Below are 19,762 nucleotides of genomic sequence, written 5' to 3'. Positions count from 1 at the left end.
TACGCCGTTGGTATGTTTAATGAGCTTTACTTTGAACGAGGGGCCTTTCCAACAGAAAAAAGGGCGCTCCTTTGGAACGCCCTCGTGGACACAAGGTTTTGTTACGCCCTACAGCGCGCCGGAACCGGCTTGCATCATGCCGCCGGGGCCCGAGCTTACGCCACTGCTCACAGGCGCGGCGTTTCCGGTGTGCGGCGCTTCCGGAGCGGTATCGCCCCCAAGCGCACCTGCCGGACGCGGCGCTGGGATCTCGCCCGTACCGTGGCTAAAGACGAACTTGCCGTCGGCCACGTCGCACATGACGGTATCGCCACTACCCCACTCGCCGGCCAGCAGCTCCTCGGACAGCGGATCCTCGATGAGCTTTTGGATGGCGCGGCGCAGCGGACGTGCGCCGTTGGTGAGGTCGGTACCCTCGGCTACGATCTTGTCGTAGGCCGCATCGGTGAGTTTGATGTTCATGCCGTTGGCAATCAGGCGCTGGCGCAGGTCGTCCACCAGCAGGTGAGCGATCTTGGTCAGGTTCTCGCCCGAAAGCTTCTGAAACACCACGATGTCATCGATACGGTTGAGCAGCTCGGGGCGGAACAGGCGCTTGAGTTCGCCCATCGCACGGCCCTTAATCTCGCTCGAGGTAAGACCCTGCTCACCGGTGGTGCCAAAGCCAACGCTCGCATCCTGCGCAATCTCGCGGGCGCCCACGTTGGACGTCATGATGATCACGGTGTTGCGGAAATCGACCGTCTTGCCCTGGCTATCGGTCAGGCGACCCTCCTCAAGCACCTGCAGCAAGATGTTGAAGATATCGGGGTGCGCCTTCTCGATCTCGTCGAACAGCACGACCGAGTACGGGTGACGGCGAACGGCCTTGGTGAGCTGACCGCCCTCGTCGTGGCCCACGTAGCCCGGGGGGCTACCGATAAGCTTGGAGACCTCGAACTCGCTGCCAAACTCCGACATGTCGAAGCTGATGAGCGCGTCCTTGCTGCCAAAGAGATACTCGGCGAGCGTCTTGGCGAGCTCGGTCTTGCCTGTGCCGGTAGGACCCAAGAAGATAAAGCTGCCGCCGGGACGACGCGGGTCCTTGAGCGGCGAGCGGCTGCGGCGCACTGCCTTGGCCACGGCCTCGACAGCTTCATCCTGGCCGATAATGCGGGTCTTGAGCACGCTTTCGGTCTGCAACAGACGACGGCTTTCGCTCTCGGTGAGCGAAGACACCGGCACGCCCGAGGTCACGGACACGATGTCGGCAACCTGGGCGACATCGATGGTGAGCGGGCTGGCGTCGAGCTCGGCCGTCCAAGCTGCCTTGGCCTCGGCGAGCTCAATCTCGGCAGCCTTCTGCTGCTCGGTAATCTCGGCGGCCTTGTTCATGTCGTCGCCCTCGGTGGCCTCCTGCGCGGCAGCCTTGAGCTCCTCCACGCGATGCTCGGCCTCGCGCACCGGCTCAGGCGCACGGTTGGCGGCAATGCGGGCGCGGGCGCCGGCCTCGTCGATGAGGTCGATGGCCTTATCGGGCAGGAAGCGATCCTGGATGTAGCGGTTGGAGAGGTTCGCGGCGGCCTCGATGGCACCCTGCGTATAGCGCACGTGGTGGTGCTCCTCGTAGCGTGGCTTGAGCGCGGTCAGGATCTTGACCGTGTCCTCGACGCTTGGCTCCTCAACATCGATGGTCTGGAAGCGGCGCTCGAAGGCCGGGTCCTTGGTGAGGTACTTGCGGAACTCCTCGGCCGTGGTGGCACCGATGATCTGGAAAGCGCCGCGCGCGAGCACGGGCTTGAGCATGGAGCTTGCATCGATGGATCCCTCGGCAGAACCGGCACCGATGATGGTGTGCATCTCGTCGATAAACAGGATGACGTCGTCGGCTTCGGTTGCCTCCTGGATCACGTTCTTGAGACGCTCCTCAAACTCACCGCGATATTTGGCACCCGCGACAAGACCCGGCAGGTCGAGCGTCCAGATGTTCTGGTTCATAAGGTTCTCGGGCACGTTGCCGGCAGCGATCTGCTGCGCCAGGCCCTCGACGATGGCCGTCTTGCCCACGCCGGGGTCACCCAAGATAAGCGGGTTGTTCTTGGTGCGGCGCGAAAGGATCTCCATCATGCGCTGGACTTCCTTTTCGCGACCGATCACCGGGTCGAGCTCGCCGTCGCGCGCCTTCTGCGTAAGGTTGGTGGCGAACTGCTTGAGCGTGTCGGTGCCGCTCCCCTTTTGCTGCGAGGCGTCCGAGCCGCTAAAGAACGGCAGGCCTGTACCGGGACGCCCGGCACCGGCACCGGCGAGCGGGCGCTTCTTGTCTTGATCCTTGGCGGTAAGCTTCTCGATGGCTTTTTTAATGGAAGCGGACGAAACACCCAGGCGCATGAGAATGTCCATGGCCATGCCGTTGCCCTCTTCGACGATACCGATGAGCAGGTGCTCGGTCGACACATAGGTCTGGTTGTTCTCGCGCGCCACGCGGAAGGAACGCTCCATCACGCTGATGACGAGCGGCGTAAAGGCGAGCTTAGCGGCCTCGGTCTCCTCGCTGGGCTCGGGAACGGTGGTCTGGACCTCCTTGAGCGTGTCCATGATGTCATCGTAGGAGATATCGAGTGAGCGCAGTGCCTCGGCGGCAATGCCCTCGTCCTCCTTGGCGAGCGCGAGCAGCAGATGCTCGGTACCCACCTTATTTGAGTGAAGATCGAGCGCCTCCTGCTTGGCCATGGACATGACCTTGCGCGCGCGATCGGTAAAACGGTCCAACATGCTAGTTCCTCTTAGACGAGCTAGTTTTTCAAACGCAAAGCGCCACTCGTGGCGGCGCTTTGGTCTCTTTACCCATATGGAGTATATGTTAACCGCTGTGGCCTTTTCCGCGTGCAGCCATACGACAACGTCTACAAAAAAGGAATCGCCGGGTGCGGCGGGCGCTCTAGGTTAGAGGCTCTTGCCTAGCAGGCGGGCTCAGCGTCCATACTCTCGGCAACGTCATCGGCGACATCGGCAGCGGGAGCGCCCGGCATACGTACGAGCTCCATATGCTGCTCTTCAAAGACGGTTCCCATGGGGAAGGCATGGCGGAAGATAAAGCGAGCAACCCCGGCGTGACCAGGAATTTAAAAGCGAAACCCTTGGCAAGGGGGCTGGCAACAAATCAGTCGCAGCACATGGCAAAAATGTAGGCAACGGGGAAGCCGAGCCACGCGGCGGCAATGGCCTCGCCGTTGATGGCCCCATGCTGCAGGGCAACGTTGTAGATGCTCATCCAGAGCACCATGCACAAGCACATGATAAAGGTAAACAGCAGGCTCTCTCGTTTATTGATAGGCATAAAGGGCAAAATTCTTTCTGTGTTACGCCGTGGTGCACAACAAATACGGGCGGGCGAGATGGAGCTACTGGGACTTCATCTCGCCCGCCCGTGGTACGTGCGTCTGCGACTACTTATGTGGTGGAACTACCCTAACACGAACAGCACACGCTTCGTAAGCGTTGAGTTTATGAAGATGCAGGGCACCGATAATCCCCCGACCCCATAAGTTGCAGTGGAATACGGACTGTTTTGACCCTTTAAGCAGCAATTCAGTCCCTATTTCACCGCAACTCATTTGGTGCAAAGTAACCTGTCCCCCCTTGTACCAATTAGCTGGTGTGGCGCCAGCGAGGGTCGGTGAGCGTACGCGCCACACCCAGCCCAACGGGCAGAAACGCTACGATGAGCACTGCGCGCACAAACCAGCCGAGCATATTGACTGTGTCGAAGGTGCACATGTAATACATAGAGCGATAGAGATACAGGCCGGGCACCATAATGACAATCGAAGGCACCGTGAGGGCGATGCGCGGGTAGGTGAGCTTGACTTCGGCCAAGCTTGCCAGCAGACCCGATACCAGCGCGCCGATAAACGCTGCTGCCTCGGGAGGCATTCCCGTGCTGAGGCCCAGGAAGGGAATCATCGTCGGCGCATCGACAAGGGTCAGACGCAGGGTATTTGACACGGCGCCGATCAACCCAGCTGCCGCGGCCATCTTTACCGGGCTGTTGAACATCACCGAGAAGCCGAATACGCCAACGAAGCTCATCACCACGCGCAGGAGCGTAAGGGCAAGCGGCGAAAGGCCCAATGGGGCAAAGTCGTCCGGCGCCAGTCCCACACACTCGGCAACCATCCAACCTACGAGGGTCGCCATCACAATAATCGACACAGCATACGAAAGACGCTCGATACCGCTTCGCATGTCGAGCTTAGCGATGTCGAGACCTGCCGTAATGAGCGGAAAGCCAGGAATCACAAAGAGCATGGCGCCGATATAGCCTTCTTGGTGCGACATTGCACCCGGAACAACCTGGGCGAGGCCGAGCAATGCCAGCAAATATGAGATACAGGCCAGTGCGACACCGAGCGTCAAAGCGCTGAACTGACCAAGGCCTTGCTTGAGAATATGGGAGCGGGCAAAGTTGCCGACACCCGCGCCCACGAACGCGCATGCCATCTCAATGGGACCGCCACCAAGTAAAAAGACAAAGGCGCCACAGGCGCAGGCTGCCGCAAGGCCCTGTTGCCAAGGCGCGTAATCAGGTTTTGAACTCTCAACGGTCTTGAGCATCTCGTGATACTCGTGCACCGTGAAGCGACGACCATAGGTCTCGATTTCCTTGAGGAAACTCTCCATCATCCAAATGCGATGGGTGTTGACGCCGGTTGTCGGCAGACTGACGACCTCGTTAAAGCAGTGGCCATCTTCGATGCAAGTACACTCAAACGACAGGAGACTTAAGTCAACATGGATGGTGACACCGAGTACGGCGGCGACTCGATTCATGGTATCGCGTACGCGCCAGGCACCCGTTCCACTCGCGAGCATAAGCATACCGGTGCGGCAGACGATGGATGATTTATCGGTGAGCGGCGCATCGACGGCAAGTTCATCGCCTGCCGTCACGATCTGGTGCCAGTCAGTTTTCATATGGAGCGCGCCGGCACGAACGCCGTGGTGCATGGGGGCTCTCGAAAGCAGCGAGTTAAGGCGCGAAGACTGTGGGGACTCCGTTGATTCGTCCTCAACCTCATCAGTCTCTTCATCGACCAGATCAAAGGAATCAAGCGGCGCTGGCTCGCGACGGTCGATCAGCTCCTCGTCCTCATCATCAAAGTAATTGAACTGATCGAGCATGTCCTCTTCGATTGCGCGCTCGCTCGCATCGTCCATCCCGGTGCTCCCTTCCTATCGACTAACCCCCATCCTAGACAGCGACGGCTAAAGGAAACATAAAAGAGACGGCTGTCATGCGAGCCATGCGTGCAATAGCCATTGGGTAGTCGTTTAAGAACGTCCCCAACGACTACTCCGGCAACGCCGATGTTTTGGCAACGACAGCGAGCGACGTCCAGGGCGAACAAGTTGGCATGAAAAAGGCAAGGCATAGACCTTCTGGTCATGCCTTGCCTTTTGAATGACAAATTGTCGCCCTGGGCGGCGCGCAGCGTCGGCTGGTCCGCCGTTCGGTAGAACGGCGGAACCAATTAGTACATCTTTGCGCCGGCGGGAATGGAGGCGTCGAGCTGGATCAGGTTGAGGCGCTCCTCGCCCTCCTCCTCGTGGATGGCACTGATGAGCATGCCGCAGCTGGGGATGCCCATCATCTTGCGCGGTGGCAGGTTGGTGATGGCAAGCAGGGTCTTGCCGACCAGGTCCTCGGGCTCATAGTATTCGTGGATGCCGGAGAGGATGGTGCGGTCGGCACCGGTACCGTCGTCGAGCGTAAAGTTCAGCAGCTTCTTGGACTTCTTGACGGCCTCGCATGCCTTGACCTTCACAGCGCGGAAATCGCTCTTGGAGAAGGTATCGAAATCGACGAACTCCTCAAACAGCGGCTCAACGGCGATCTTGGAGTAATCGAGCGTGGGCTTAAGCGACTTAACGAACGGGCTCGCGGCGTTGCCGGCCTCTGCAGCCTTGGCGGCAGCGGCACCGGACTGGAAACCCTTCTCGGGCTTCATGTGCGGGAACAGCAGGACATCGCGGATGGAAGCCTGGTTGGTGAGCAGCATGACCACGCGGTCGATACCGATGCCAATGCCACCCGCGGGAGGCATACCGTACTCGAGGGCGCGCACGTAGTCCTCGTCATACTCCATGGCCTCATCGTCGCCGCCGGCCTTCTCGGCCATCTGGGCGGCAAAGCGCTCAGCCTGGTCGACCGGGTCGTTGAGCTCGGAGAATGCGTTGGCGTACTCGTGGCCGGCGATGACCAGCTCAAAGCGGTGGGTCAGACGCGGGTCGTCCTCAAAACGCTTGGCGAGCGGGCTGACCTCGATGGGGTAATCGCACACGAAGGTCGGGTTGACGATGGTGTCCTCGCCCAGCTCATCGTAAATCTCGGCGATGATCTTGCCGGCAGTCCACTCGGGCTTGATCTCCAGGCCCTTCTCGCGCGCGGCGGCAGCAAGCTCCTCGACAGGCGTGTCGATGGTGACCTTCTTGCCGAGCACGTCAGAGACAATATCAGTCATGGGGCGGCTTGCCCACTCACCGGAAAGATCGATGGTCTGGCCCTGGTACTCGATGACCTCGGGGTTGCCGATGGCCTTGTTGGCAGCCTTGATGACGCCCTGGGCGAGCGCCTTCATACCCTCGAGATCGGAGAAGGCACGGTAGGCCTCCATCGTGGTGAACTCGGGGTTGTGGGTGAGGTCCATGCCCTCGTTACGGAAGATACGACCGATCTCGAAGACGCGCTCAAAGCCACCGACGATGCAGCGCTTGAGGTGCAGCTCGGTAGCAATGCGCAGGTAGCACTCCTGATCGAGAGCGTTAAAGTGCGTGATGAACGGCTTAGCCGTAGCGCCACCCTGAATGGTCTGCAGAATGGGAGTCTCGACCTCCATGTAGCCGTCGGACTCCATAAATCGACGGAAGGTGGAGAGGATCTGCGAGCGCTTGCGGAAGGTCTCGCGGACATCGTCGTTGGCGATCAGGTCGACATAGCGCTGACGATAGCGGGTCTCCTTGTCGGAGAGACCGTGGAACTTCTCGGGCAGCGGGCGAACGGCCTTGGAGAGCAGGGTCGCGCTCTTAGGGGCGACGGAGAGCTGGCCGCGCTGAGTGCGCACAACCACACCGGTCACACCCAGGATATCGCCAAGGTCGAGGGCCTTGAGCGTATTCCAGGCTGCCTCATCCATGTCGTTGATGCGGCAGAACAGCTGAATCTCGGCCGTTGCGTCGCGCACGACGATGAACATGATCTTGCCCTGACCACGCTTGGCGACCACGCGGCCGCCGATCTTCACGACGTCCTCGGTGTCTTCGCCATCGGCAAGATCGGCATACTTAGCCTCGATGTCGGCAACGTAGTCCTCGATCTCGGAGTGCTCGGGATAGGGGTTCTGGCCCGCCTCGAACAGGGCGGCGCGCTTGGCCAGGCGCGTGGCGCGCTCGTCGTTGAGCGTCGATGCCTGCTCGGCGGCGTTCTGGTTCTCTGCCATAAGTTAGCTCCTCAAACTAAAACGCTCCCCAGGATTCGGTCCCAGGGAGCGAAAACATACCTTTACGCGGGACCGTGGTCTAGCGTGCGATCTTGGCGATGGTGTAGACGCGAGTCTTGCCGGAAGGCGTAACGACCTCGACGGAGTCGCCCTCGCCGTGGCCGATGATGGCGTGGCCGACCGGGGACTCGTTGGAGATCTTGTGCTCGAGCGAGTTGGTCTCGGTGGTACCGACGAGCGTGACTTCCATGACCTCACCGTTGGGATCAATCAGCGAAACGGTGGAACCGATGGAGACGGTCAGATCGCCCGTGGTGGCAGCAACCTGAGCGTTGGCGAGAATAGCCTGAATCTCGGCAATGCGAGCAGCATTCTGAGCCTGCTTGTCCTTGGCGGCATCGTACTCGGAGTTCTCCGAAAGGTCGCCAAACGCGCGGGCTTCCTTGATGTCCTCGACGATCTCCTTGGCGTAATCGCCCTCACGCCAAGCGAGCTCCTCGACGAGCTTCTGGCGGCCCTCAGCGGTCAGTACGATCTGGCTTGCGTCCATACGGATATCTCCCCAACTATGATGTAACAATCAACTGTCAACATAACGAAAAAGACCGGCTAGCCTGCGGGCAAGCCGGTCAGGTGCTCACCCCAAAGGGATGGGACTACTCTGCGTCCGCGTCGCCGTCCTCTGCCTTCTTTTTCTTGGCGGCGGCGAGCTGGGCCTCGAGCTCTGCGATCTTCTTGTCCTCCTCGGACTCCTCGACCACAACGTCCTCGGCCTGCTTGGTCTCGTCCTTATCGTCGCCCTCCATACCCTCGCGGATATTCTTGACGGTAGAGCCGAGGGACTTGCCGAGCTTCGGCAGGTTCTTGGGCCCGAAGATAATCAGGACAACGACGAGAATAATGATGAGCTCAGGAGCCCTCAGTCCAAACATGTAGACCTCCACAAAACAGCGAGACAAGCTCGAATGAGTATACCGCGGGTATCGCGGTATCACAACAATAGCTAAAAAAAGGGACCGCAAGAAGCGGTCCCTCCTCATGCTCTGGTCGGGTTGACTGGATTTGAACCAGCGACCCCTGCGTCCCGAACGCAGTGCTCTACCAAACTGAGCCACAACCCGTTAGCTCGACTATAGTAACAAAGTTTTTCGCCGCGTGCTAGAGAAATTTTTATTTCTTTGGCGCGTCGATTTGTACCGTGTTGGGAATAAGCTCAGTCGCGCAGGACCACCAGCCATTTTGCTGGGCGGCGTCGGCAAGCCTTTCGGCCGTGGCGGCGGTGTCGCAAATGGCAAACGAGCAGGCACCCGACCCGCACACGTCCACGGCAACGGTTCCCTCCTGTTCGCTCAGCCAGTCGAGAACCGCCTGGATCTGCGGCTCCATCAAAGCAGAAATGACGCCCAAGTTGTTATGGATGAGCGAATACGCCATCTTCGCATCACTCACGCTAAGAGCCGATACAATGGCACCGGACGCAGTCGCGGGCACCGGGGCCTCGTCAAAACGTCGATAGGCCTCAATTGTCGAAACGCTCGCCTCCCGCGGCTTGACCAGCACAACGGGCGTCACAGGAAGCGCGGGGTACTCAGTTGCCAGAACGTCTCCCCCACCCACGTAGAATGCGGGGCTCGTATGCAAAAAGAACGGCACGTCGGCGCCGATGCCACGCGCAATCTCATCCAGCGCAGGATCAGTGCGGTCGATGCCCCACAGCTCAGCCAGGGCAACGATAACCGCCGCGGCATCCGTCGAGGGGCCGCCCAGGCCGGCGCACAGCGGGATGCGCTTCTCAATCGTCACGCACACGTTTGCCTCGCGCCCGAAATGATCGGCCATGGCGACGGCGGCGCGGTAGGCAGTATTCTTTTGCATGGGAAAATCTGATGCCGGAACCGTCTGGACGGTCAACGCCTGCGCCGGCGTGACCGTCACGGTATCGGCTAGGCCGACAGCTGCCATCAGGGAATCGACTTTGTGGTAGCCGCGGGTATCGCGCTCGGTATGAACCCCCAGGTAGAGGTTAATCTTTGCCGGCGCAGTAAGGATGAGGGACCGATCGGTCACCGTTAATGCTCCTCGAGCTGGTTGCCGAGCGGAGTAAAGATGTGCTCGCCGCTCTCGGGGTCGAACAGTTCAACCTGACCGGTAAGGACGTCGATGTACTGGTAGGACTGACGCGACTTGCGGCCGCGGCGCTCGTCAACCTCGACGATAAAGACAGCCGGGTGGACGCTCTTGATGGTACCCATGCGCTCGACAACGCGGGTACGGCCCATGTTGGCCTTCACCTTGACGCGATCGCCCACCATATCGGTCAGCTTCTCGTGGATGTCGTCGACGTAATTGACTTCCATCTCTTCCATGAACAGGGCCTCCAGAAGGTGCAATTCAAAAAGGGGATAATACCCCTAAGATAGACAAAACTCTAATACTATAGCACCCTGTTACAACCCCACGCAAGTAGCTAATTAGGCTACTTACAGATTGTCGGTATCGAGGACAATGGTGAACGGGCCGTCGTTGACCAGGTCGACTTTCATGTCGGCGCCAAAGATGCCGTGCGCCACGTGGTCGACGTCCTGGGCGACGAGCGTCAGAAAGTACTCGTAAAGCTCGTTGGCAACATCGGGCGCGCCAGCATCCGTAAACGACGGACGACGGCCGTGGCGGCAATCGGCAAACAGCGTAAACTGCGACACCACGAGCACCTCGCCGTCGACATCGGCAAGCGCCAAGTTAGTCTTGCCGTTCTCGTCCTCGTTGATACGCAGCCCGCGGAGCTTGCCCCATAGTTTATCGGCCTCGGCACGCGTATCGCCATGGCCCACACCCAGCAATACCAGATAGCCGCGCCCAATGCGGCCCACGCACTCGCCGTCGACCGTCACACCGGCGTTGAGCACGCGTTGCACCACCGCACGCACGGCCTACTCCTCGCCCGTGAGTTTGGCGGACAGGTGCTCGAGTGCATGGAAACGATGGCTGATGGCGTTCTTCTCGTCCGCTGTGAGCTCGGCCATAGTCTTGCCCGGCGTATCGACCGGCAGGAACAGCGGGTCGTAGCCAAAGCCGTGGTCGCCGCGGCCCTCGTGTGCGATAACGCCCTCGCAGGCACCCTCGCCATAGGTGACCAGGCCGTCTTGGTCGATGAGCACAACGACGCTCATAAAGCGTGCGGTGCGATCCTCGTCTGCCACGCCTTCCAGATTAACGAGAAGTTTGGCATTGTTGGCGGCATCATCGCCGTGTACGCCCGCATAACGCGCGCTATACACACCCGGCTCACCGTCCAGCGCGTCGACGACCAAGCCGGAATCGTCGGCGATGGCCATAAGGCCCGTCTCCTCGACCGCAGCCTGCGCCTTGATGATGGCGTTCTCCAAAAACGTCGTGCCGTTTTCCTCGGGGTCCTCAAAATCGCCCAGCTGGCCGAGCGCCACAAAGCGCACCTCGGGCATGACCTTGCCCAAAATGGCCTCGATCTCGGTGAGCTTATGGGCGTTACCCGTGGCCACAACAATGGTCGCCGCCGGGTCGAGGGTGTCGATGTCAATCTTCTCAAGTGCCATAGCCGGCCTCCTTGTCTCTTATAGCAATGCCGCGTAGAGGACGACGAGGGCCTCGGCCTCTCCCCTCTCAATCAACGGCAGTCTTATACTTCGGCGTTTTCGCAGATTAAACCTGCCAAAATCAACATCACCTTTTGGCAGGTTAGGCGAGGGCTTGACGCTGAAGCTCGATGAGCTCGGCGATGCCCTTGTCGCCCAGATCGAGCAGGGCGTTGAGACGCTTGCGGTCGAAGGGCGCCTGCTCGCCGGTACCCTGGAGCTCGATCATCTCGCCAGAGTCGGTGGCGACGAGGTTCATGTCGACCTCGGCGTGGCTGTCCTCGGAATAATCCAAGTCGAGCAGGGTGTTGCCGTCGACGACGCCCATGGAAATAGCGGCAACCTGACCGGTAAGCGGAATGCGCTCGAGCTTGCCCGCCTCGACCCACATGGCAAGGGCGTCGTGCAGCGCCACCCAGGCGCCGGTGATGCTCGCCGTACGCGTGCCGCCATCGGCCTGGATCACATCGCAGTCAACGGTAACGGTGTACTCGCCGAGCGCCTTCATATTGACGACGGTGCGCAGGCTGCGGCCGATCAAGCGCTCGATCTCCATGGAACGGCCCTTGCGGTTGGCATGTTCGCGCTTGCAGCGCTTGCCGGTCGACGCCGGCAGCATCGCATATTCCGCCGTTACCCAACCGGCCTTAGCGCCCTTGCGCCAGCCCGGAACGCCCTCCTCGATGGTGGCGGCGCACAGCACGCGCGTGTCGCCAAACTCTGCCAGGCACGAGCCGTGGGCGTGCTTCATGACGCCGCGGGTGAGCTTAACGGGACGCAGCTCGTTTGCGGCGCGGCCGTTAGCGCGGTTGACCTGCATATATTCCATGGAACTATCCTTTCGGCAAAAGATGTGGCGAAGACTCCGGCGACATTGCGTGCCTAACCGAGTTCGTCGATATCGACATGCTCGATGCTTTTGAGCGGCTGGCCAAAGATAAAGCTGCCCGCCACCGCAAACTCGGCAATGTTGTCGGACGTGGTGGCAAAGCGATGCTGCGGCTCGGCGGTGTTGCCCGCCAGCTGCTCACGGCGCGTGAGGATATCGGTCAGCTCGCGAGTGGTCTCCTCGGCGGAGCTCACCACGCGCACCCCGGGCCCCAACGCATGACGGATGGGGCCCACCAGCAGCGGAAAGTGCGTACAGCCGAGCACCACGGTATCGATGCCACGATCGTGCAGTGGCTCGACTGTGGCGTTGACCAGCGCGCGAACAGCTGGCGTATCAAAAATATCCTCGTTCTCGAGCCACTGCTCCTGCAGATGCGCGCCCGAGGCGAGCTCGTGCTCGACAACCTCGACAAAGCTCGAAGCAGGGCAGCCATACACGTCCACGCCGGCATCCAAGTCCTGGATGGCGCGCGTGTAGGCGCCCGAGCGGATGGTGAGGTTGGTGGCGAGCACGCCCACACGGCGCGTGCGGGTGCTGTTGATGGCGGCACGCGCGCCCGGCGCGATTACGCCAATCACGGGGACATCGAGCACCTGCTGAGCCAGGCGAAGCGCCGCTGCCGTCGCCGTATTGCAGGCGATGACCATGATCTTGACGTCGTGTCTCGAAAGCCAGCGCCCCGCCTGTAGCGCAAACGAGCGCACCTCGTCCTCGGTGCGGGTGCCGTAAGGGCAGCGCTTGGTATCGCCAAAGTAGTAGACGGACTCGTGCGGAAGCGCCGTCGCAATCGCGCGCGCAACCGTCAAGCCGCCCAGGCCCGAGTCGAACACGCCGATGGGGCGCGTATCACCGGCCAGATTCTCGATATCGGACATTACCTCACCAGATTCTCTCTCGAAAAGATATGGCCAAGCGTAACGGCACTGCGCTATGAACGGGCCGCGACGAGCAGCTCCGCCGTCGCCGCCCAGCCGTCAACGATCCTGCCACGCGTGACAAAGGCGTTATCGCAGGACGCAAGAAACTCGGACGCGCCGGCGCTGGTCAGACCGTTCTCAACCAGGCAGAACGTGCCCACGTGGTCGGCCATGTAGAAATCAGACTCGGAATCGCCGAGTGCCAGCGTCTCGTCGCGCTCGATGCCCAGATGCTCGCAGAAACGCGCGACCGCCACGCCCTTGTCGAGACCCGACGGATTGATGTTAAAGGCACGACCGTCCTCGACGCGATCGAGCTCGAGGGTCGTCGGCTTGGACAGATGAGTCAAGTGGCCGTTGCAGGCCCAGACCAGACCGCAGCCGGCCTCGTCGAGGATGGCCTGCGCCTCCTCATCGGGAATATCGCCGCGCATGCCGACGGTGACCTCGCGGTACTTATAGCCAGTCGACATGTCGTTGTGATACTCGATCTTGTGCGGCCAGCGAGCGAGAATCTTCTCGCACACGCCGGTCTGCTCAATCACCTGGTGCGGCGTAAGGCCGCAGGCGGGGTCGTAAGGCATGTCGCCGGTCAGATACTCCCAGTCGTTGGCCTTGAGGTCGTACATGACCAGGCCACCCATCTCGCCAATGTAGGAGTTGAGGCCGAGCACGCGGGCATCTTCGTGGATCATGGTGCGGTTGCGACCCGAGGTGGGAATTACCTGGATGCCAGCGCGGGCAAGCGCCACGACGGCCTCGACGAGCTTGGTCGAGGGATTGCCGTCGTTGTCGCGCAGCACGCACGAGCCGGGCGCGAGCATCGTGGCGTCCAGATCGGTAAAGACATACTTGACCTTGGCAAGGCGCTCGCGCATCTCGCCCGAAAGCTCGGCAACGGTCGGCAGGGTGTTGTGGGACATGGTCACTCCATTTATTACGTAGAAAAGACTTAATCTTGGTACCGCGTTTTCCCTAAGGTGAACACGCTTGAGAGGCACCGCATCATCGGGCGTCGATGATTCGCAAACGCCATCCTAAAGGCAGCAGCGCTTAGGCGTCGTACGCCGCAAGGATGCGCTTGAGAACCGAGCCATCACGCTCGCAGGGCTCGGGTCCGTTCTTGCGCAGCATGCACTCCTCCTCGCCCTTGCCGGTCACGATAACCACAGCGGAGCGGTCGGTCTCGCGCACCGCCGTCTCGATAGCGGCGGCACGGTCGCACACGATCTGCCAGCTATCGTTTCCCTGCGCCTGGACATTGCGCGCGATCTCGGCGCAGATGTCCTCGACGTCCTCGGGGCCCGGGTCATCCTCGGTAATCACGATGCGATCGGCGTACTTGCCGGCAGCGATACCCATCGTAGTACGGCGATCGACACCCTTGCCTCCCGTTGCACCAAAGACAACCGCCAGCTCGCGCTCGGGATAGTTCTCGCGCAGGTCGCGCAAAAGCGTCTCGAGGCTCATGCCGTTGTGCGCATAGTCAACGACGCCCAAAATCTTGCCCGATGCAGACGGATAGAGCTCCATGCGACCGGGAACAAAGACGCCCTCAAAGCCATGGACGATGCCCTCTTCGGAAATGCCGAGGGCCTCGGCGCAGGCAATCGCGGCAAGCGCATTGGACACGTTGAACTTGACGGGCGTGGGGATCACGATGTCACGCGTAAAGCGCGGCGTGCGGACCGTGGCGATCACGCCGCAATCGCCGTTGCGAATGGCCAACGCACGCACGTCGGCGCGTCCATCGGTCAGCGAGAACGTCACCGTGCGCTCGCAGCGGGACGCCGCCTCGAGCACGCGGTCGACGTGGTCCATATCGAGGTTGACCACGGCAAAGCGGCTCTGCGAAAAAATCTTGAGCTTGCTGGCAAAGTAATCCTCGAGCGTGGGGTGCTCGATCGGCGAGATATGGTCCTCACCGATATTGGTAAAGGCGCCCACTTCAAAGTCAATCTTGCCCGTACGCTCGTATTTGAGGCCCTGGCTCGACGCCTCCATGACCAGCCACGGAACGCCCGCCTCGGCGGCATGTGCGATACGCGACTGCAAAAGGAAGGACTCGGGGGTCGTTAGCTTAGAAGGACCGGCCTCGATACCGTCATCGAACTCGATACCCGTGTTGAGGGCTGGTCGATGACGGCCCGTGAGCTTAGCCTCGTTGGCAAGAATGCCACGCAGATAAAAGCTGCAGGTCGACTTGCCCTTGGTGCCCGTAAAAGCGCAGACCTTCACCTTCCCCGAGGGATGACCGTAATAGGCGTCCGCCACCACAGCGAGCGTACGGCGGATATCGTTGACGATCACAGCGGGAATATCGACGTCGTAATCGACCTCGGACACGTACGCCACGGCGCCTTCGGCAATCGCCGAGACCAGATACTCGGGCTTGAACGCACGGCCCTTGCAGACAAACAATGTGCCCGGACGTACCTGGCGCGAGTCGTCGGTCGCAAACTCGATGCGCTGGTCGCAAAGAGTATCCGGCTTGGAAACAACAAGGGCCTCGGCCTCGAGCAGCTCCACATAGCGCATCAAAGCCAGCTTCTCCTTCGTCGTACCCGACATATAACGACCTTTCTCGCTAAACCTAACCTTAAAAGAGCAAAAACCGTCCCAGATGAATCCGGCCGCGCCCCTGTATTATCAACCATCCTAATATGCCACCTGACCTTGCGAGTGTCTCAGCACCCTAAAAACTTGCAAGGACCAGCGCACGGTTAATTCGAAATAACAAAACCCCCGCCCTACAAATGCGCGTGATGCAGGGATGACCAGTGAGTTTGTCATGCTCTACAAGGACACGTCGCTGTTTTCGAGTGTCGGCGTCATGGAACTCATGCTGTTCTCCAAAAACCTCACGGCCACCACGGGCAACATCACATCCTACATTTGCGCCGCACCCTACTATCTGGTTGTGACGATTCCGCTCATCCACGTCGTCGCCAAGGTAGAGCACCGCCTTGCCAAGCGCGGCAGGCGCTAGCCCCTCTCGCGCTCTCGCACACAGCAATCGTCGCAGTCACGGCCCGCCGCTTCACCCAACGTGCGGGCCGTGGTTTTTCGGTCCCCTCGGCGCTTATGCCCCATCACGAAGCAAAAGATTGGCATGATAGTAAGGATTGATTGATATCGACTGCTGCAAACCTTGCGGCAGCGCACCTAAGCCGTCAGCAGAAAGGATCTTGCATGTGCGGTTTTGTCGGTTTTACCGGTACAGATGAACAGAGTGAGCTGGTTCTCACGGCCATGATGAATCGCATCATCCATCGCGGGCCGGATATGGGTGGCCAGCACATCGTCGATAACGTCGCCCTCGGCTTCCGCCGTCTTTCGATTCTCGACCTTTCCGAGGCTGGCGCTCAGCCCATGTCGAGCGATGACGGCAAGGTCACCATCGTCTTCAACGGCGAGATCTACAACTTCCAGGAGCTTCGCGCCGAGCTCGAGGCTGCCGGCTACGTCTTCCACTGCAACGCCGACACCGAGGTCCTGGTGCACGGCTACGAGGCGTGGGGCGAGGACCTGGTCAACCGCCTGCGCGGCATGTATGCGTTCGTGATTCACGACCAGAACAGGAACAAGCTCTTCGGCGCCCGTGACATCTTTGGCATCAAGCCGTTCTATTACTACCGGGCCTCCGACGGCTCGCTGCTGTTTGGCTCCGAGATCAAGAGCTTCCTGGACCACCCCAAGTTTGAGAAGGCCGTCAACCGCGACGCGCTGCGTCCCTACCTCACGCTGCAGTTCCCTGCCACGGAGGAGACGTTCTTTAAGGGCGTGTTCAAGCTTGCCCCCGCGCATTGCTTTACGTACGACCTTACGACCAACACTATGGACATCAAGCGCTACTGGAGCTGCGACTTTACCGATGACAACTCCAAGAGCTTCGAGGAGTACGTGAACGAGTGCGACAAGGTCGTGCACGAGAGCGTTGCCGCGCACCGCATCGCCGATGTTAAAGTTGGCTCGTTCCTCTCCGGCGGCGTCGACTCCAGCTACATTGCCGCCTGCCTCATGCCCGACACCACGTATTCCGTCGGCTTTGACTACAAGAACTTCAACGAGACCAACTACGCCGCCGAGCTTTCCGACAAGCTTGGCATTAAGAACGTGCGCAAGATGATCACCGCCGACGAGTTCTTCGACGCGCTACCCGATATCCAGTACCACATGGACGAGCCACAATCGAACCTCTCCAGCGTGCCGCTGTACTATCTGGCACAGATGGCCGCCGAGGAAGTTACCGTCGTCCTTTCGGGCGAGGGCGCCGACGAGCTGTTTGCCGGCTACGAGTGGTACGAGGACACCCCCGAGATGCGATCCTTCAAGAAGCGCGTGCCGCTCGGCGTGCGCCGTGCCCTGGGCTCGCTCGTTCAGCATCTCCCCTACTTTAAGGGTCACAACTTCCTGACCAAGTGCGCCGAGGTCCCCGAGCGCTGGTACGTGGGCCAGGCAAAGGTGTTCGACCCGTCCGAGGTTGACGAGGTTCTCAAGCCAGCTTACGACACCGGCAAGAACGCCTCCGAAATGTGCGCAGAGTACTACAAGCAGGTCCCCGACTGCTGCGAGCTCTCTAAGAAGCAATACCTGGATATGAACATGTGGCTTCCGGGCGACATCCTGCTCAAGGCAGACAAGATGTGCATGGCACACTCCCTGGAGCTCCGCGTTCCGTTCCTGGACAAAAAGGTCATGGAGTTCGCCGAGCATATTCCCGCCAACTACCGTGTCAACGAAGAGGGCTGCAAACTTGTCCTGCGCCACGCCGCCAATCGCACGCTGCCCGATGAGTGGGCAACACGCAAGAAGGTTGGCTTCCCGGTGCCAGTTAAGTTCTGGCTGCGCGAGCAGAAATACTACGACTACGTCAAGGAGTACTTCACCGCACCGTGGGCTGCCGATTTCTTTGACACCGATGCGCTCATGAAGCTGCTCGACGATCACTTTGAGGGCCGCGCGCTCAACCAGCGCAAGATCTACACCACGCTGACGTTCCTCATTTGGTACAAGCGCTTCTTTATCGACGAGAACAAGGGCACCGAAGTCGCCGCTTAGATTTCGTTATGAATTAGCGGTGAACCCCGCAGGGTTTCCGCTATACTCAATTCCCGCGGGCGATTGGCGCAACGGTTAGCGCAGGTGCTTTACACGCACAAGGCTGGGGGTTCGAATCCCTCATCGCCCACCACTTGATTGAAAAGGCTCCCAGCGATGGGGGCCTTTCCCTTTTGGGCCCAGTGCAGAGGGATTCGAACCCGCAAGGGTGCGGAGCTGAGGAAACGCGAAGCGTTTTCCAGCGCAGCACGCGAGGAGCGGAGCGACGAAGCGGAAGCGGGCGGCGCCAGCCGCACGCGGACATCCCTCATCGCCCACCACTGAATTGGAAACGGTCCTCGCAAGGGGACCGTTTTTGTTTGCACACGGCCTATCCCAGCCATGGTAAATCGATAGCAAAACGGGCTCCAGTTTGCCCAATCGTGCGCCAAACGGCACGTGACGGTCTGGAACCCGCTTCAAACTGCTATGCCTGATGGCGCTAAGCTAAAACACCCGCCAGGATCTCGATTAGGCTGTCCACATCGGCTTCCTCGCACACGAGCGGCGGCAAGAAGCGCAGTGTATGTGCACCTGTAGCGTTAATCACGGTACCAGCCACCAATGCGCGAGCCACAACGTCGTGCGCATCACCCGCAGCATCGTCCAAATCGCAGCCGAGCATTAGGCCGCGACCACGCACCTCGGTAACATGCGGCAGCTTGGCGAGCCTTGCCTCCATATAGGCACCCACCTTGGCGGCATGGTCTGCGTAGTCACCGCGCACAAGCGCGGAGAGCGTCGCGGCACACGCCGCGATGGCCAAGCAGCTGCCGCCGAAGGTCGAACCATGGTCGCCGGACTTAAAGATGTCAGCGATTTCTTTCTTTGCCACCACGGCACCCATGGGCACGCCGTCGGCGATGCCCTTGGCAAGACTCATGATATCGGGCTCCACACCATAAGTCTGGAACGCAAACGGCTTGCCGGAGCGGAAAATACCACACTGGACCTCGTCGGCGATCAGCACGGCACCCACCTCGTGTGCCAAGTCGCGCGCCGCAGCCATAAACTCCTCAGTCATGGGATGCACACCGCTTTCGCCCTGGATCGGCTCGAGCATCACAGCGCAAATCTCGCTTCCCAACTGCTTAAAGATTGCGTGCAGTTCATCTACATCGTTGGGTGTGCATGCCACAAAGCCACCCGGCAGCGGGCGGAAACTGTCCTGCAGCCAATCCTGCATGGTCGCCGCAATGGTCTCGAGCGTACGACCATGAAATCCGCCGCGCATACACACGATGGTGTTGCCACCGTTGCCGGCACGTTTGGCATACAGACGCGCGAGCTTCATAGAGCCCTCGTTGGCCTCGGCACCGGAATTGGCAAAGAACGTCTCCCACACCTGCTCGCCCGCAGCCGGAGCGCCAAGCGCCGCCGCCGTGGTCTCGTCGCCAGCGGCAATCGCGTCGGCAAGCACGCGCGCACCGTCCGCATCGTCGTTGGCGAGCTTGGACAGCAACGCCGCGACCTGGCCGCGCTGCTCAATGTAGAAGTAGTTGGAGACATGAAGGAGCTTCTTGGCCTGGGCCTCGAGCGCCGAGAGCACCGCCGGGTTGCCGTGGCCTAGGCTGCATACGCCAATACCTGCAAGAAAGTCGAGATATTCGCGACCGTCGTCGCCGGTGAGCTTCATGCCGTGGCCCTCGACAAACTCGACCGGCGAGCGGCCAAAGGTTTGCATAACGTAGTGGGATTCGAGCGATTGTTGAGCTGCAAGTGACATGAGATGCCTTTCGTTAAGCGCCAGGTGGCGCGGACTGTGGG

Annotated in this window: 17 protein-coding genes and 2 tRNA genes; 3 read left to right on the top strand and 16 right to left on the bottom strand. The window is 60.3% G+C overall.

Annotated features, from left to right (window positions below; all coding sequences use genetic code 11):
- Positions 1-108: 108 nt before the first annotated feature.
- The 15 genes from ACTQ0H_RS01040 to ACTQ0H_RS00970 all read right to left on the bottom strand — a co-directional run bounded on the left by ACTQ0H_RS01040 (position 109) and on the right by ACTQ0H_RS00970 (position 15,466).
- The gene (locus ACTQ0H_RS01040) at positions 109-2,751 is read right to left on the bottom strand and encodes an ATP-dependent Clp protease ATP-binding subunit (protein WP_441535963.1); all 2,643 of its coding nucleotides are present in this window, start codon (positions 2,749-2,751) and stop codon (positions 109-111) included.
- 388 nt (positions 2,752-3,139) lie between these two features.
- Positions 3,140-3,316 carry a hypothetical protein gene (locus ACTQ0H_RS01035; RefSeq protein WP_441538160.1) on the bottom strand — a complete coding sequence of 59 codons (177 nt, stop codon included), beginning with the start codon at positions 3,314-3,316 and terminating at the stop codon, positions 3,140-3,142.
- Positions 3,317-3,627: 311 nt separating this feature from the next.
- The gene (locus ACTQ0H_RS01030; RefSeq protein WP_441032103.1) at positions 3,628-5,196 is read right to left on the bottom strand and encodes a threonine/serine ThrE exporter family protein; all 1,569 of its coding nucleotides are present in this window, start codon (positions 5,194-5,196) and stop codon (positions 3,628-3,630) included.
- 314 nt (positions 5,197-5,510) lie between these two features.
- Positions 5,511-7,475 carry a lysine--tRNA ligase gene (lysS, locus tag ACTQ0H_RS01025; RefSeq protein WP_154514782.1) on the bottom strand — a complete coding sequence of 655 codons (1,965 nt, stop codon included), beginning with the start codon at positions 7,473-7,475 and terminating at the stop codon, positions 5,511-5,513.
- A 79-nt stretch (positions 7,476-7,554) separates the two neighbouring features.
- A complete protein-coding gene (gene greA / locus ACTQ0H_RS01020) occupies positions 7,555-8,025 on the bottom strand; it encodes a transcription elongation factor GreA (RefSeq protein ID WP_006234960.1) in 471 nt (156 codons plus the stop codon).
- 106 nt (positions 8,026-8,131) lie between these two features.
- Positions 8,132-8,407, bottom strand: coding sequence for a twin-arginine translocase TatA/TatE family subunit (tatA, locus tag ACTQ0H_RS01015; RefSeq protein ID WP_195838497.1), 276 nt, complete (start codon positions 8,405-8,407; stop codon positions 8,132-8,134).
- 112 nt (positions 8,408-8,519) lie between these two features.
- Positions 8,520-8,596 (bottom strand) — tRNA-Pro (locus ACTQ0H_RS01010).
- Between the two features lie 49 nt (positions 8,597-8,645).
- Positions 8,646-9,542 (bottom strand): 4-(cytidine 5'-diphospho)-2-C-methyl-D-erythritol kinase, encoded by an 897-nt coding sequence (gene ispE, locus ACTQ0H_RS01005; RefSeq protein ID WP_441067650.1) that lies wholly within the window; start codon positions 9,540-9,542, stop codon positions 8,646-8,648.
- Positions 9,543-9,544: 2 nt separating this feature from the next.
- Positions 9,545-9,841: a Veg family protein gene (locus tag ACTQ0H_RS01000; RefSeq protein WP_118206416.1), complete on the bottom strand. Its 297-nt coding sequence runs from the start codon at positions 9,839-9,841 to the stop codon at positions 9,545-9,547.
- Positions 9,842-9,955: 114 nt separating this feature from the next.
- Positions 9,956-10,402, bottom strand: coding sequence for a D-aminoacyl-tRNA deacylase (gene dtd, locus ACTQ0H_RS00995; protein ID WP_117797049.1), 447 nt, complete (start codon positions 10,400-10,402; stop codon positions 9,956-9,958).
- 3 nt (positions 10,403-10,405) lie between these two features.
- Positions 10,406-11,047 carry an RdgB/HAM1 family non-canonical purine NTP pyrophosphatase gene (gene rdgB, locus ACTQ0H_RS00990; protein ID WP_441054895.1) on the bottom strand — a complete coding sequence of 214 codons (642 nt, stop codon included), beginning with the start codon at positions 11,045-11,047 and terminating at the stop codon, positions 10,406-10,408.
- Positions 11,048-11,189: 142 nt separating this feature from the next.
- Positions 11,190-11,915: a ribonuclease PH gene (gene rph, locus ACTQ0H_RS00985; protein WP_117799672.1), complete on the bottom strand. Its 726-nt coding sequence runs from the start codon at positions 11,913-11,915 to the stop codon at positions 11,190-11,192.
- A 53-nt stretch (positions 11,916-11,968) separates the two neighbouring features.
- Positions 11,969-12,853, bottom strand: coding sequence for a glutamate racemase (murI, locus tag ACTQ0H_RS00980; protein ID WP_117769301.1), 885 nt, complete (start codon positions 12,851-12,853; stop codon positions 11,969-11,971).
- A gap of 53 nt (positions 12,854-12,906) precedes the next feature.
- On the bottom strand, positions 12,907-13,818 hold the full coding sequence (locus tag ACTQ0H_RS00975) for an HAD family hydrolase (protein ID WP_441538161.1): 912 nt from the start codon (positions 13,816-13,818) through the stop codon (positions 12,907-12,909).
- Between the two features lie 130 nt (positions 13,819-13,948).
- Positions 13,949-15,466, bottom strand: a complete 1,518-nt coding sequence (locus ACTQ0H_RS00970; protein ID WP_441538163.1) for a Mur ligase family protein — start codon at positions 15,464-15,466, stop codon at positions 13,949-13,951.
- Positions 15,467-15,668: 202 nt separating this feature from the next.
- Between ACTQ0H_RS00970 and ACTQ0H_RS00965 the strand changes: the two genes are divergently transcribed.
- The 3 genes from ACTQ0H_RS00965 (at position 15,669) to ACTQ0H_RS00955 (ending at position 18,089) form a co-directional block, all read left to right on the top strand.
- Positions 15,669-15,884 (top strand): hypothetical protein, encoded by a 216-nt coding sequence (locus ACTQ0H_RS00965; protein ID WP_441538165.1) that lies wholly within the window; start codon positions 15,669-15,671, stop codon positions 15,882-15,884.
- Positions 15,885-16,087: 203 nt separating this feature from the next.
- A complete protein-coding gene (gene asnB, locus ACTQ0H_RS00960) occupies positions 16,088-17,956 on the top strand; it encodes an asparagine synthase (glutamine-hydrolyzing) (protein WP_441538167.1) in 1,869 nt (622 codons plus the stop codon).
- Positions 17,957-18,013: 57 nt separating this feature from the next.
- Positions 18,014-18,089: transfer RNA gene (locus tag ACTQ0H_RS00955), tRNA-Val, on the top strand.
- A gap of 348 nt (positions 18,090-18,437) precedes the next feature.
- On the opposite strand, the gene ACTQ0H_RS00950 is transcribed toward ACTQ0H_RS00955, so the two are convergent.
- Positions 18,438-19,721, bottom strand: a complete 1,284-nt coding sequence (locus ACTQ0H_RS00950; protein ID WP_441538169.1) for an aminotransferase class III-fold pyridoxal phosphate-dependent enzyme — start codon at positions 19,719-19,721, stop codon at positions 18,438-18,440.
- Between the last annotated feature and the right edge of the window lie 41 nt (positions 19,722-19,762).

The organism is Collinsella sp. LCP21S3_A3 (genome assembly GCF_052118905.1).
Classification (GTDB): Bacteria; Actinomycetota; Coriobacteriia; order Coriobacteriales; family Coriobacteriaceae; genus Collinsella.
Note: the sequence above shows the minus strand (reverse complement) of the source record. Positions and strands in the feature narration are given on the sequence as shown.

Excerpts from the sequence above, each read along its gene's own strand:
- ACTQ0H_RS01030 (WP_441032103.1), bottom strand. The coding sequence starts at position 5,196 with ATGGACGATGCGAGCGAGCGCGCAATCGAAGAGGACATGCTCGATCAG.
- ACTQ0H_RS01040 (WP_441535963.1), bottom strand. The coding sequence starts at position 2,751 with ATGTTGGACCGTTTTACCGATCGCGCGCGCAAGGTCATGTCCATGGCC.
- murI (WP_117769301.1), bottom strand. The coding sequence starts at position 12,853 with ATGTCCGATATCGAGAATCTGGCCGGTGATACGCGCCCCATCGGCGTG.
- ACTQ0H_RS00965 (WP_441538165.1), top strand. The coding sequence starts at position 15,669 with ATGACCAGTGAGTTTGTCATGCTCTACAAGGACACGTCGCTGTTTTCG.
- lysS (WP_154514782.1), bottom strand. The coding sequence starts at position 7,475 with ATGGCAGAGAACCAGAACGCCGCCGAGCAGGCATCGACGCTCAACGAC.
- asnB (WP_441538167.1), top strand. The coding sequence starts at position 16,088 with ATGTGCGGTTTTGTCGGTTTTACCGGTACAGATGAACAGAGTGAGCTG.
- ACTQ0H_RS01000 (WP_118206416.1), bottom strand. The coding sequence starts at position 9,841 with ATGGAAGAGATGGAAGTCAATTACGTCGACGACATCCACGAGAAGCTG.
- rph (WP_117799672.1), bottom strand. The coding sequence starts at position 11,915 with ATGGAATATATGCAGGTCAACCGCGCTAACGGCCGCGCCGCAAACGAG.
- ACTQ0H_RS00975 (WP_441538161.1), bottom strand. The coding sequence starts at position 13,818 with ATGTCCCACAACACCCTGCCGACCGTTGCCGAGCTTTCGGGCGAGATG.
- greA (WP_006234960.1), bottom strand. The coding sequence starts at position 8,025 with ATGGACGCAAGCCAGATCGTACTGACCGCTGAGGGCCGCCAGAAGCTC.
- ACTQ0H_RS00950 (WP_441538169.1), bottom strand. The coding sequence starts at position 19,721 with ATGTCACTTGCAGCTCAACAATCGCTCGAATCCCACTACGTTATGCAA.
- tatA (WP_195838497.1), bottom strand. The coding sequence starts at position 8,407 with ATGTTTGGACTGAGGGCTCCTGAGCTCATCATTATTCTCGTCGTTGTC.
- ACTQ0H_RS00970 (WP_441538163.1), bottom strand. The coding sequence starts at position 15,466 with ATGTCGGGTACGACGAAGGAGAAGCTGGCTTTGATGCGCTATGTGGAG.
- ACTQ0H_RS01035 (WP_441538160.1), bottom strand. The coding sequence starts at position 3,316 with ATGCCTATCAATAAACGAGAGAGCCTGCTGTTTACCTTTATCATGTGC.
- rdgB (WP_441054895.1), bottom strand. The coding sequence starts at position 11,047 with ATGGCACTTGAGAAGATTGACATCGACACCCTCGACCCGGCGGCGACC.